The 13,535-nt window shown below is 48.0% G+C and carries 11 protein-coding genes and 2 pseudogenes; 11 read left to right on the forward strand and 2 right to left on the reverse strand.

The window, feature by feature from the left end; translation table 11 throughout:
* A complete protein-coding gene (locus N5P32_RS17340) occupies positions 1 to 450 on the forward strand; it encodes an O-methyltransferase (protein WP_265730265.1) in 450 nt (149 codons plus the stop codon).
* On the opposite strand, the gene N5P32_RS17345 is transcribed toward N5P32_RS17340, so the two are convergent.
* On the reverse strand, positions 447 to 689 hold the full coding sequence (locus N5P32_RS17345) for a hypothetical protein (protein ID WP_265730266.1): 243 nt from the start codon (positions 687 to 689) through the stop codon (positions 447 to 449). The two genes, N5P32_RS17340 and N5P32_RS17345, sit on opposite strands and share 4 nt — an antisense overlap.
* The gene (locus tag N5P32_RS17350; RefSeq protein ID WP_265730267.1) at positions 647 to 1,717 is read right to left on the reverse strand and encodes an amidase family protein; all 1,071 of its coding nucleotides are present in this window, start codon (positions 1,715 to 1,717) and stop codon (positions 647 to 649) included. Before N5P32_RS17350 ends, N5P32_RS17345 begins: the two co-directional genes overlap by 43 nt.
* 536 nt (positions 1,718 to 2,253) lie before the next feature.
* Between N5P32_RS17350 and N5P32_RS18100 the strand changes: the two are divergent.
* From N5P32_RS18100 to N5P32_RS17400, 10 genes and pseudogenes are all read left to right on the forward strand, one after another.
* Positions 2,254 to 2,714 (forward strand): annotated as a pseudogene (locus N5P32_RS18100) (D-glutamate cyclase family protein).
* A 97-nt stretch (positions 2,715 to 2,811) separates the two neighbouring features.
* Positions 2,812 to 3,138, forward strand: a complete 327-nt coding sequence (locus tag N5P32_RS17360; protein ID WP_265730268.1) for a type 2 periplasmic-binding domain-containing protein — start codon at positions 2,812 to 2,814, stop codon at positions 3,136 to 3,138.
* The gene (locus N5P32_RS17365) at positions 3,108 to 3,788 is read left to right on the forward strand and encodes a TRAP transporter substrate-binding protein (protein WP_265730269.1); all 681 of its coding nucleotides are present in this window, start codon (positions 3,108 to 3,110) and stop codon (positions 3,786 to 3,788) included. The genes N5P32_RS17360 and N5P32_RS17365 overlap by 31 nt, the downstream gene beginning before the upstream one ends.
* 156 nt (positions 3,789 to 3,944) lie before the next feature.
* Complete coding sequence (locus N5P32_RS17370; protein WP_265730270.1) at positions 3,945 to 4,463, forward strand: TRAP transporter small permease; 519 nt, start codon at positions 3,945 to 3,947, stop codon at positions 4,461 to 4,463.
* Positions 4,463 to 5,769 (forward strand): annotated as a pseudogene (locus N5P32_RS17375) (TRAP transporter large permease). Before N5P32_RS17370 ends, N5P32_RS17375 begins: the two are co-directional and overlap by 1 nt.
* Before the next feature lie 34 nt (positions 5,770 to 5,803).
* On the forward strand, positions 5,804 to 6,571 hold the full coding sequence (locus N5P32_RS17380) for a 5-oxoprolinase subunit PxpA (RefSeq protein ID WP_265730271.1): 768 nt from the start codon (positions 5,804 to 5,806) through the stop codon (positions 6,569 to 6,571).
* Between the two features lie 3 nt (positions 6,572 to 6,574).
* On the forward strand, positions 6,575 to 7,279 hold the full coding sequence (gene pxpB, locus N5P32_RS17385; protein ID WP_265730272.1) for a 5-oxoprolinase subunit PxpB: 705 nt from the start codon (positions 6,575 to 6,577) through the stop codon (positions 7,277 to 7,279).
* The gene (locus N5P32_RS17390) at positions 7,269 to 8,192 is read left to right on the forward strand and encodes a 5-oxoprolinase subunit C family protein (RefSeq protein WP_265730273.1); all 924 of its coding nucleotides are present in this window, start codon (positions 7,269 to 7,271) and stop codon (positions 8,190 to 8,192) included. Before pxpB ends, N5P32_RS17390 begins: the two co-directional genes overlap by 11 nt.
* 235 nt (positions 8,193 to 8,427) lie before the next feature.
* On the forward strand, positions 8,428 to 9,630 hold the full coding sequence (locus N5P32_RS17395; protein ID WP_265730274.1) for an ABC transporter substrate-binding protein: 1,203 nt from the start codon (positions 8,428 to 8,430) through the stop codon (positions 9,628 to 9,630).
* A 19-nt stretch (positions 9,631 to 9,649) separates the two neighbouring features.
* Positions 9,650 to 13,516: a response regulator gene (locus N5P32_RS17400; protein WP_265730275.1), complete on the forward strand. Its 3,867-nt coding sequence runs from the start codon at positions 9,650 to 9,652 to the stop codon at positions 13,514 to 13,516.
* Positions 13,517 to 13,535: the final 19 nt, after the last annotated feature.

Consider the following 13,535-nt stretch of genomic DNA (forward strand, 5'->3'; position numbering starts at 1 on the left):
TTGGAAATCGGTACCTCGTTTGGCTATTCTGGCATTTGGCTTGCTGAAGCAGCCAAAGCAACGGGCGGTCGTGTGACCACACTTGAAATGCATCAATACAAAAGCGATTACGCCAAACAAAAAGCCACCGAGGCGGGGCTAGCAGACTATATCGACTTTCAGATTGGTGACGCGGTTGAACTTATTCAGCAATATGAGGGCAAATTCGACTTTATTTTATTGGATTTGTGGAAGGACATGTACGTTCCCTGCTTGGACGTCTTTTATCCAAAACTGAACCCTGGCGCCATCGTTGTCGCCGACAACATGATCCGGCCGGGCAATCAGGAAGTCAAAGATTACGGCCTTGCAGTAAGAGCAAAAGCCCACATGAGCGGAGTACTTCTGCCGGTCGGAACCGGTTTGGAAATCAGCCGCTATGAGCCCTCACCACATTATAATGCGCCTTAATACGCCACGATCGGTTCAACGCGTTTCGCCAATGCAAGTAGCGCCTTGTCCATGCCATTTGCGGCGGTGAGCATCAGCCCCATTGGCTCGTTTTTAAATCGAAACGGCAAGGAAATACTGCAACCGTTCAATACGTTGGCCAGCGATGTATTACGCAAGCACAACAAGTTAAGACGATCGTATTCCGCGTCCTCTTCTAAATCAGACAGTTTGGGCGCGACGACCGCCACGGTTGGCAATAGGAAAACCGTATTCGGCTCTTCTTTTGCCATTCGTTCAATAAAAGCCGCTCGCGCCACGAGCGTTTGCTGGAAGTCTTCGGCATGAAGGTTTTGGCACGTGCGATACGTGACGCCACTCGCGGGTCAATGTCTGCGTTTTCTAGATCGTAATCTTGACCATAAAACGCCTGACATTCAAACGCCGAAAACTGCCAAACAGGCAAGGTTTTATAGGTTTCTAGCGCATCAATAAAACGCCGCTCAATCGCCATGCCTGCGGCTTCAAGCTGAGATAATTTCTCGGCAAAACCTTTCTCAACGGGCGCATCCAAATCATTCATACCAAAGTTACTGGGTACCACTAGTTTTAGCGGAGAAGAGTCTGCGCTTCTGGAGAAATCCGCTGGCGTTGTTGTTGCAGACAATACCTGCCACAACAACTCGCACTCCTCTACTGTTTTGGCCATTGGACCGACCGAATCAAGTGAATCGGACAAGGGCAAACAGCCTTCTCTTGATACCGAGTGTTGTGAGGGCTTAAACCCCGTTAAGCCACAAAACGCCGCTGGAATGCGCAATGATCCACCCGTGTCAGTACCCAGCGCGGCATCCGCCACACCCAACGCCACCGATGCTGCGCCACCACTGGTTGAACCACCGGTAATGCGACCGGCCTGTATCGGGTTGTCAGGCGTGCCATAATGCGGATTCAAACCCAGCCCCGAATACGCCAGCTCGGTCATATTGGTGTGCCCCACGAAGCTCGCACCTGCTTTTCGTAACTGAGAGACCGCGACCGCGTCTTGCTCGGCGGGCGTATTATCTAAAAAAATCGATCCTGCTTGCGTCTTATAGCCTTGCACTTGAAACAAGTCCTTGATCGAAATAATCGACCCATTTAAAACGCCCTGTTGTGGCTCGACATAATCAAAAAGCTCAGTAAAAACGGACTGACCTTTTGTCTCAATAATGCCCAAGGAGCGCTTCCACTCAGCGATCAAATCTCGGCCTTGCCAAGCAACATTCGATGGTTTTGATTGCGTCATACATTCGCCTAGTGTTGATCATACATTGCGTCAAAAAGTACCGTTGTTGATCCGTTTCGTCAAAGGGAGAATAATCAGACGACAGCGCCTTGATAAAAAAATTGATCAAATTACCCAAAAAATCACGATTAGACTTTACGACCAAGCTAGATCTACTCTTAGACAATCCAATTGTGGCAAGAATAAGGAAAACATCCATGAACCCCACTCCGTCTCCGTTATTGCAACAAACCTATGATTTACGCCAAGCGATCCGCAGCAAAGCGCACACTGGGCCTACCAGCGGTTTGGTACAAGGCGCGATGCAAGGCAACGTGGTGATTTTACCGGCGGATTGGGCGAGCGAGTTTTTGCTTTACTGCCAAAAGAATCCAGTGTCTTGCCCTTTGATAGGCGTCTCTGAAGTGGGCGATTTCAACATGCCGGAACTGGGTCATGATATTGATATGCGCCACGACATTCCCGAATACTATGTGTATCGCAATGGCGAGAAAGTCGAAAGCCGCGCGGACATTGAAGACCTATGGCAAGACGACATGGTGGCTTTTGTCTTGGGTTGTTCTTTTTCGTTTGAACATGCGTTGTCACAAGCAGGGCTAACCCCGAGAAACATAGAAGAAGACGTTAATGTGTCTATGTTTGAAACCAACATTGCGACGGTGCCTGCGGGGCGTTTTTCGGTAATACCGTGGTGACCATGCGTCCTTATGTTCCAAAAGATGCCATTCGTGCCATTCAAATTACCACTCGTTTTCCCAAAGCGCACGGCGCTCCACTACACTTTGGTTCACCACAAGACATTGGCATTACGGATTTAGGCAAACCAGAGTATGGTGATGCTGTCAGTATCAAAGACGGTGAAGTCCCTGTTTTTTGGGCATGTGGCGTAACACCGCAGGTGGCGATTCGTAATGCAAAACCGCCTATTTGTATTACTCATGCACCGGGAAAAATGCTGGTGACGGATATTTTAGACATGGATCTGGCGGTGCTTTAGCCCATCATTTTTGAATGAGACAAAAGCACCTAGGTAGGCAAAATAATAAGAAATAACAGGCAACACACTACAACAACATCAAAACAGGAACGGAACAATGATGACATTAAATCGTGCTCTACTCATTGGTGGCGTCGCTATCAGTGGTCTTACTTCGACGGCGAGTTTTGCTGAAAAATGGCACATGCCAACACCTTACGGTGACGGTAACCTGCCCACTCAAATCGCTTATACTTTCGCGCAAGAAATCAAAGAAAACACCAAAGGGGAATTGGACATTACCGTTCACTCTGGTGGCTCTTTGGTGAAACACACTGAGATTCCTCGTTCGGTAAAACCGGCCAAGTGCAAATGGGCGAAGTTTTCTTGGGGATTCTTGGCAACGAAAACCCCGTGTATAAGCACGATAATATTCCCTTCTTAGCGACGTCTTTTGAAGACGCGAAAAAGCTGTGGGAAGCGGCGAAGCCAGCGGTCTCCAAACAATTGGATAAAGACGGTATGATGCTGCTTTATGCAGTAGCGTGGCCAGCGCAGAGCCTTTACAGCAAAGATCCAGTGAACAGTTTGGCCGACCTAAAAGGACAAAAGATGCGCGCTTACAGCCCATCAACGTCCCGCCTTGCGGATCTAATGGGAACCACCCCAACCACGATTCAAGTACCAGACATCCCACAAGCCTTCAGTACGGGCATCATTCAAGCCATGATCACCTCGCCATCCACCGGTGTGGATAGCCAAGCGTGGGATTATGTAAACAACTACACCGACGTAAAAGCGTGGATTCCTAAAAACATCATTGTGGTGAATAAACGCGCTTTTCGTCGTTTAGATAAAGCCACTCAACAAGTGATTTTGGACGCTGCAAAACACGCTGAAGCCGCAGGCTGGACAAAAGTAGCCGCACGCGCTGCGAAAGACAAAGCCACCTTAATTGAAAACGGCATGGTGGTTTCAGAGCCGTCTCCTCAACTGTTGAAAGAACTGCAAGCCATAGGCAAAACCATGACAGAAGAGTGGAAAGCAGAAGCGCCAAAAGAAGTCGGCGAGATCCTAACGCGTTACCAGAACTAATTAGCGATATAAATCCCCCACCTAACTGAAATAGTAAATACACCTCCCTCCTGCGAAGGGGGGCTGGGTGGGGATCAAAGAAAAGACGAACCACCCCTCCCTAACCCTTGACGATAAGGGGAGGGATTAGTCAATACGCCTCAAAAAGTGAACACTATGAGCCAATTAAAAGAAAAACTTTACCTCTGCTCTGGCCTGTTATCCGGTTTGTGCATCGTGGTTATTACGTTGCTTTTGTTAGCGCAGATCGTTGGTCGCTTATGCGGCTTTATTGTCCCCTCTGCGGAAGACTTTGCCGGTTACGCGTTAGCAGCATCCACCTTTCTTGGATTGGCTTACACCTTTCGTGAAGGCGGTCATATTCGTGTCACCTTACTGATTGAGCGCTTTTCTCCGCTGCCCAGAAAAATCCAAGAAGGCACTATTTTAGTCTTATCATTCTGCCTTTTATGTTACCTATCTTACGCATGCTCTTACATGGTGTACGAATCTTACATTTATGATGAAGTCTCTTACGGCTACATTCCCGTGCCGTTGTGGATACCGCAAACCACGGTTGCCATTGGCGTTGTTGCCCTCAATTTGGCCATTTTAGACGCTTTGATCATGGTGTTACGTGGCAAACAACCAACCTATAGCGAACAAGAAGACAGTTTGTCTTTGGAGGAAATCTAATGGATATGATGTGGATTTCTATCCTGCTGGCGTTTGCCATGCTCGCGCTTTTGTCGCTTGGCGTTTGGGTGTCTTTTACCTTAATCGCCATTGGTGGCTTGGGGTTAATTCTGTCTGAAAACTACCAAGTTGATCTCCTTTTCGCGACGTCCAGCTGGGGGCGAGTACCGCGTGGTCGCTGACCGCATTGCCCTTGTTCATTTGGATGGGCGAAGTGCTGTTTCGTACGCGCTTATCAGAAGATTTGTTCAAAGGTTTGTCACCTTGGTTAGGCGGTGTTCCGGGTAAATTACTGCACGTTAATATTCTTAGCTGCGGCATTTTTGCGGCGGTGTCTGGCTCTTCTGCGGCAACCGCGGCGACCATTGGTCGCATGACCTTGCCAGAGCTGCGCAAACAAGGCTACAGCGACCGTATGGCCATTGGCACCTTGGCCGGTTCTGGAACATTAGGCCTGTTGATTCCACCTTCCATCATTTTGATTGTGTATGGTGTGGCGGCGGAAGTGTCCATCGCCCGCTTATTTATCGCGGGTGCGTTGCCGGGATTGCTCTTGGTCTGTCTGTTTATGGGCTTTACCATGATCTGGGGTTACCTTCACAAAGACGAGTTACCCAACACCACCGGACACGAAATCAGCTGGTCAGCACGCATTAAAGGCTTGCGAAAGCTGCTGCCTGTTGTTGGCTTAATCGGTTTTGTTTTGGGTTCTATTTACGGTGGTATCACGACACCCACAGAGGCTGCAGCCATTGGGGTAACGGGCGCGCTCATTCTAGCCGCTTGCACGGGATCGTTAAGCCGTCACAGTTTCATGGACAGTTTATTAGGCGCGGTAAAAAGCTCCTGTATGATTGGCTTCATCTTGGTTGGCGCACACTTTCTTACGCTGGCGATGGGCTTTTTGGGCATCCCCAAAGCCTTGGCTTTATGGATTTCTGGCATGTCGCTATCGCCAATGGAATTGATCCTTTACCTTACGGTGTTGTTCGTGGTGCTAGGCTGTTTCTTGGATGGAATTTCTGTGGTAGTGCTCACAGTCGCGGTGATTCTGCCTATGGTGCAAGCCGCGAACATTGACTTGCTATGGTTTGGTATTTTCATTGTGTTGGTGGTGGAAATGTCGCAAATCACTCCGCCGGTTGGCTTTAACCTCTTTGTGATCCAATCACTAACGGGGAAAAATATTTTGTATGTCGCCAAAGCCGCTCTACCTTTCTTCTTATTGATTGGCGTGGCGATTTTACTGATCAGTGTGTTTCCAGAAATCGTTACCTATTTGCCAACCACCATGTCTCAAAAGTAACGGTCTAGACAGTCAACAAGCACAAGGAATAAAGATGAAATTAAATTGTGATATGGGCGAAGCGTTCGGCGCGTGGAAAATGGGCTTAGACGATAAAATCATGCCCTTTGTCGATCAAGCCAACATCGCCTGCGGCTTCCATGCTTCTGACCCATTGACCATGGCGAAAACCGTTGCCTTGGCGAAACAGCATAATGTCACCATTGGCGCGCACCCCGCTTACCCTGATTTGGTTGGTTTTGGCCGTCGTAATATGGACATCGCGCCAACGGAACTAAAAGCAATTATTCAATACCAAATAGGGGCACTAAAGGGCATTTGCGAAAGCCAAAATACCCAAGTGGATTACGTTAAACCACATGGCGCGCTATACAACACCATGATGGCGGATTTCACTGTATTGAACACCGTCATGCAAGCCGTCAGCGAACTAGACGCGACCTTACCATTGATGGTGATGGCCGTGCCAGAAGCGCCGGAAATCAAGGCGATGGCCAAAAAATATGGGCTGAGTGTTTGGTTTGAAGCCTTTTCAGACCGTTTATACACAGACGAAGGTCGACTCACGCCCCGTAAAGAACCCAATGCGGTTCACGCCAGTTTTGACTTAATCGAAAAACAAGTCGAGCAACTGTGCGAGTCGGGCACCTTAACCACTGCATCTGGCAAACAGCTTGCGATCCATGCGGATACCATTTGCGTGCATGGCGATGGCGCACATGCGCTGGATGCGGTCACTCGTATTCGCTCGTTGGTTGATAGCCTAACGCGGTCTCAGACAACGAAAACAGACGTGAAATAAATCATGAGTCGTGACGATTTTCCAAGCATAGACATGGTCAGCAATCAGGCCTGCTTACTGACCTTTAGTCAGGTGATTAGCGAAGCCACGTCTAATTACATCGCCCAAGTGACACAGGAACTGGTGACATTGGCAGGCATTGTCGATTTGGTGCCTTCCTACACCACGCTGTTGGTGGTGTTTGATGACGATCATTATGACCGCTTTGCGATTTTCAAAACCATTCGCCAGACCATAGAAGCCATTGACCCCACTAAGTTTTCGCTCAAAGATCAGCGCGAAGTGGTGATTCCCGTGTATTACGGCAAAGAGGTCGGGCCAGATATCGAAGACGTGGCCAAGCACTGCAATCTAAGCGTTGATGAGGTGATCAAACGGCACTGCGAAACAACGTATCGCGCCTATGCGATTGGCTTTACGCCGGGGTTTGCCTTCTTAGGCAATACACCCGATGAGCTTCACGTGCCAAGAAAAACCACCCCCCGCTTAAAAGTCCCCATTGGCAGTGTGGCGTTGGCCGAAAATCAGACCGCCGTTTACCCCAGTATCACCCCTGGAGGTTGGCAAATTATTGGCCGCACTCCCGTCAATTTGATCGATTGGGGCAGTAAAAACCTCGCGTTGATCGCCATGGGGGATTCGGTGCGATTTGAGCCTATCTCTCGGGATGAATTCTTAGTGCAAGGAGGTCAGCTCGATGGCTTTTAAGGTAATCAAACCCGGTTTGTTGGCGCTGATTCAAGACTTGGGCCGCCATGGCCATCAATCCATTGGCCTAACCACGGGCGGCCCCATGGACGAAGTCGCTTTTCGTTGGGGCAATGCATTACTGGATAATCACGACAACAGCCCTCAAATCGAAATCACCTTTGGCATGTTGACTTTGGAGGCACAAGCCGACACCAGCGTTGCGATCACTGGCGCGGATCTTGGCGCTACGCTAAACGATAGAAGCATCACGCCTTGGCAAACTTACGCCATTAAAAAGGGCGATATTTTGGCCTTCCACCAGCCAGTTTGGGGCTTGCGCGCTTATCTCGCGGTGAAAGGCGGTTTTCTCTGTGAGCCAACCCTCGGCAGTGTGGCGACGGTAATGCGGGAAAAAATTGGCGGTTTAACAGGCAAAGGCGACAAATTGCAAAAAGGCGATCGTTTGATATACCAAGCCGGCACAGAACACCAACAACGATCTGTACCACGCTTAGCCATTCCAGATTACAGCCAAACAGAAATTCCGGTGATTTTGGGCTATCAATACCAGTCTTTCTCCGTATTGGAACGGGCAAACTTTTTCTCTAGCGATTACAAGGTGTCGTCAAATTCAGACCGCATGGGTTATCGCTTGGAAGGTCAAGAAGTCCACAGCAACTTAAAAGGCATTATCTCCGAGGGCATTGCTTATGGGGCGATTCAGATCCCGAAAGATGGCCAGCCTATTGTCCTGCTGCAAGACCGACAAACCATTGGCGGTTATCCAAAAATGGGCTGTGTAACCCGCGTTGGCGGCAGCATTTTAGCGCAACAGAAACCGGGCGATATTATTCAATTTACGCCCATCACGGTCGATCAGGCCGAGCAAGAACGCCATTTGCAAATGGCGCGACTCGCCCAGTGGCGCTAGTTGTGGAGATTACGCCCTAATCAAAACCATCGTTAATTGATTAGGGCTTGCGCTCAAAAAATGCACAACCGTAACAAATCGCGACACATTCCACACAATTTCTTCCTTAATTTTTCAACCAAAAGCTCTACAATGATCTCATCTGATCGGTCTTTTTGATCTAGATCCGTTTTTTGAACCATTGCGTACATAAGCTATCTAATCAAAATACCGCACGATGGAGAAAAATAAAGCTATGGTCGTATCACGGCGCCGCATCGTTTCACTCATGATCACACTCAGTTGCTTGTGCATTACAAGCAACGGTTTTGCTGCGCAAATGATAAAGCTGGGGATGAGCGGTGCGTTTTCTGGTGACAATGCGTCCATGGGAGAAGATTTTAGTGCGGGTGCAAAAGCCGCGTTTGCACGGTTTCACGATGACACTGGCCGCACGATTCAGCTGCTCACAATGGACGATGCGTACGAACCTAGACGAGTCGCACCCAATGTCAGAACCCTAATCGAAGAAGATTTGGTGAACGTGTTGTTTGGCAACATTGGCACCCCCACCGTCACGGTCAGCGCGCCCATTGCACTGGAAGACAAAACACTGCTGTTCGCACCAGTAACCGGCTCTTCGGTTATCCGCCCTACCACGCCAGATCGGTATTTAATCAATTATCGCGCCAGCTATGAGGAAGAACTGACGGCCGTATTCGATACATTAGCCGCCGAATTTTCTTTGTCTCAAGATGACATTGCTCTTTTTAATCAACAGGATATGTTTGGCAGCGCAAGTCGCCAGCACCTCAACAAACTTATCAATAAACACAACATAGACCCAAAAAACGGCCTTTTCCAAATGGAATACTCACGCAACACCTTAGCGGTCGAAAGTGCCGTAGCGGACTTACTTATCCATCATCCGACCCCTAAAGTCGTGTTTATGGTTGGCAGTGCTGGGCCGAGCGCCAAGTTCATTCGGTTGGCCAGAGAATATGGTTTAGATCCTTTATTCGTCGGTATTTCCTTTATGGGCAGTCGACGCTTTGAACAGCTCTTGCAGGATATACCTGCCAGAGTTTTGGTGACTCAAGTTGTGCCTTTCTTCAACGACACAAGCCTTCCTCTTGTGGCCGATTTTCATCGCGACATGGCGCAATATTCACCTCAAGCGGAATTGAACTCACTCAGTTTGGAAGGCTACATCGCCGCAAGAATCTTTATTAAACCACTACCTGATGTCTTACCTACCGATCGTGAAAAAATTATTGACGGCTTAGAATCTCTAGGACAATTTGATCTCGGCATTGGTGTTCCGCTTACGCTTTCTCCCGATGAGCATCAAGCCAGTCACTCCGTCTGGTTAACTGAGCTAAAAGACGGTAAATTAAAACCAGTTCCTTTTAGCAAAGTACCTGAACTGTATAGTAATAATGCCAGCCTCTTAGAATAGGTAATCCTACGGAATGAATGTGTCGAGCAAACTACCCAAATCCAACATCCAATCCTTAGTCTGGCTGCTTACGTTTTTGGCGATGGCAATGACCATCGCCTTCACTATCATGCTCTCCACCGCATTAAACGACCTCAAAACAACCTACACAGACGCCAGAGCCTCGCAAGATGAATTATTGTTTGCGTCCTCGGAGCTCCGGGAGTTATTACCCGCCCATCAATATCGCTTACGCCAAGTATTAAAAGAAGACTATGCCGCCGTTTACCCACCAGCAGAACAAATAGACAGAATTGATAAAGCCATAGAAACACTCGAAAAAGCCGGCAAAAACGACCTAGAATTTAGCATTTTATCCGCCTCGCTAAACGCAGGACTCAATCAAATATTACAGCTCACCGTAGACATTCAAGTATGGAGCCGCCAACGAAATACCTTCCAGCAAAATTACCCCAGCCAAAAACACAAAGACGACACCTTACATACCTTGCAACAGATGCGAGACTTACTCGATACCGTAGAAGGAAAAATTCGCCTCAAAGAAGCCGTGATTCTGCATCGTTACAACAACAGTACAGGCAGCCAAAAGACCAACCTAGCGATTGAGTTCAGTGAAATGGGCAACGACCCACTGAATTACCAAATGCACCAAGTGATTCAGAACCTGTCGGATTTAAGAGTGTTTATTAATTTCATGCTAACGGAAGCCGTCAAAGACAACCTAAAGGATTTTAAAGACAATGGCGTCAAACCCATACTAGAACGCTTAAATCGCCTGCCTTCGCTGATGGAAAAAAACTACGAAAAAGAAGCCAAAAGCATGGCCATCTTGACCGAAAAACTGGCTCACAATCTGTTCGGACAAAAATATTACATTAATCAACAGCGCGGTGTCATAGTGCCCTCTGGTTTAGGCCTGTACCAAATGCGCTTTGACCAATTACAGCTTGAAAACGACCGAGGACAATTAGACCAACGTTTTTACAACGCCTTTCAAGACTTACCCAAAATGCTCGACTCCATCGGTGAACAAGTTCAACATCAGTCTCAAAAAACCAACCAGGAAGTAGAAAACCGACTCAACGATTTTGCTCAAAAAATGACATCAACCGCCATGATTGGCGTCATTGTCTTACTGGCACTTTCGGTGCTTGTATCCCGACGAGTGAAAAAGCAATTGGCGGATTTGATTGACAGTGAAAATCGCTTCCGCTCTATGTTCGAACTGTCTCCAGACCCTGTTTGGATTTTGAGTGGACACCGCATTGTCGAGTGCAACAGAGCCGCAGTCGAACAATTGGGGTTCACTCACGAACGTCAAATCAAACAAAAAACCATGGACGAGCTCAGTCCAATGAATCAGGCCGATGGCAGTCGGTCTTCCAATTCACTCGAAACCGTCATCAAACGGGTAGAAGATCGAGGTTACCATCGCTTCGAATGGCTTTTCACTGACGCGACAGAACAGCCACTCATCGCCGAAATCACCATGGCGAGCATTATGATCGCCAACCACCCAGCGACCTTGTGTACTTGGCATAATATTCAACAACGAAAACTGGCGGAGAACGCTCTAATTGCACACCGTGAACAGCTTGAAGTCGAAGTAAAAAACCGCACAAAAGAGCTCGAAATTGCGAAAAACACCGCCGAACACGCCAACAAGGCCAAAAGCGATTTCCTTGCCAATATGAGCCACGAAATTCGCACTCCAATGAACGCCATCATTGGCATGTCGCATCTGGCACTGCTCACAGAGTTAGACAACAAACAGCGCAATTACATCGAAAAAGTCAGCCATTCTGCTGAGTCTTTACTGGGAATTATTAACGACATTCTCGACTTTTCTAAAATTGAAGCCGGCATGTTAGAAATAGAGCGTATTCACTTTAGCCTGAATGATGTGTTTAGCGATGTCGCCAATATTTTGGCTCTGAAAGCGGAGGAAAAATCCCTCGAACTTTTATTCGATATTTCACCCAATGTACCGTCGCACTTAACTGGCGATCCAATGCGACTCCGTCAAATATTGCTGAACCTAGGCAACAACGCCATTAAATTTACACAGCAAGGTGAAATCGTCATTTCAACGCATGTTTTCAAACAAAAAGACAATATGGTTGAGCTGCACTTCAGCGTGAGAGACACAGGCATGGGCATCAGCCCAGAACAAAAAGCCAGACTTTTCCAATCCTTTTCTCAGGCGGATTCATCGACGACTCGCAAGTTTGGAGGAACGGGGCTGGGACTTGCCATTTCGAAAAAAATCACCGATCTAATGCAAGGGCATATCTGGGCAGAAAGTGTGGTCAACAAAGGCAGCACCTTCCATTTCACCGTCCCTTTTGAAGTCAGCCAGATGCCAGCACAAAAGCTGCCCAGTCTGCCGCTGTCCCATCGCGTGCTGATTGTCGACGACAATGATTCGGCTCGCGATATATTGCATCATATTATTGAAAACTTTGGGCTGCGCGCCACCGCGGTTCACAGCGGTCAGGACGCACTGGAAACTATCGCCGCCAATAAAGCGACAGACCCATTTACCTTGGTGTTGGTGGATTGGCAAATGCCCGATATGGATGGCATCGAAACCTGTCGTATTCTGCATGAACAACATGCGTCCGACGACGATTTCCCAACCCTCTTGATGGTCACCGCCTACAGTTTGGAAGAAGCCAAACGCGCCAGTAAAAATGTCAACATTGCCGGTTTCCTAACCAAACCAGTGACGCCCTCTTCATTGTTTGACGCGGTCATACAAGCGTCTCATACAGAGAAAGCACTCCCCATAAAGCAGACCTTCAAGACCCAAGTTGACGCCACTTCCTTGATTGGCGCACATGTATTACTGGTGGAAGACAACCCTCTTAACTTAGAGCTCGCGCAAGAACTGCTGCTCAGTCATGGCCTGACCGTTGACACGGCGAGCAATGGCCAAGAAGCGCTCGATCAGCTCGAAAAGAACACCTACGATGGCATTTTGATGGATTGCCAAATGCCGGTTATGGACGGCTATACCGCCACCAGACTCATCCGTCAAAACCCCACATACAAAGACTTACCCATCATTTCGATGACCGCCAACGCGCTTGCTGGCGACAAAGAGAAAGTCATTGAAAGTGGCATGAATGATCACATCTCCAAGCCGATCCAAGTCAACGCCATGTTTGATACCTTAAAAAAATGGATCACGCCAAGACAAGCCAAACTTCAAACGGCGCCAGCGGTCACGACCAACACCAATCATCGTGCCCTCACTCCTGCAGCACAACAGGACTTAGAACAGCTTGTCGGCATTGACCTCGCCATTGGCCTGGCGATTACTCAGCATGACATCGATTTTTTCTGGCGTTTACTGTTCCGTTTTTACGATTCTCAATCGGTCTTCATCTCGCAATTTAGTGAAAAATTTCAGCAAGAAGACAAAGAAGACGCCCTACGCATGCTGCACACATTAAAAGGCAACGCGGGAAATATCGGCATGATCGACCTAATGCACTGCGCGGCAGAACTAGAAGCGGCGTGTGAGCAATCAGAGACACATTTTGCCGATGCGCTTGCTAGACTAGAAAAAGAATTGCAGCGAGTGCTTCCACCTATTCTGGCTCAAAAGGCAAAACGCGCCAATTTAGGGTCAAACACACCGACTGCAACAAAAAAACGACAAAAAACGTCACCCGAACACTATCAAAGTTTATTAAATGCGCTGTACGATCTTTTAATGGACGACAAACTGGACGCAGATCTTGTGGCAGCCGAGTTAGAAATCATCACGGAAGAGTCGGAAAAAAGCGACATTATTCATAGTATTCGTCAGTCTATTACACGCTATGATTTTGAAGCGGCGTTAGAAAAATTAGAACAACTAATGCCAACGCAAGAGTAAACACACGACTTAACTCATT

Origin of the sequence: Marinomonas pontica (genome assembly GCF_026191375.1) — a bacterium.
GTDB classification, from domain to species: Bacteria; Pseudomonadota; Gammaproteobacteria; order Pseudomonadales; family Marinomonadaceae; genus Marinomonas; species Marinomonas pontica.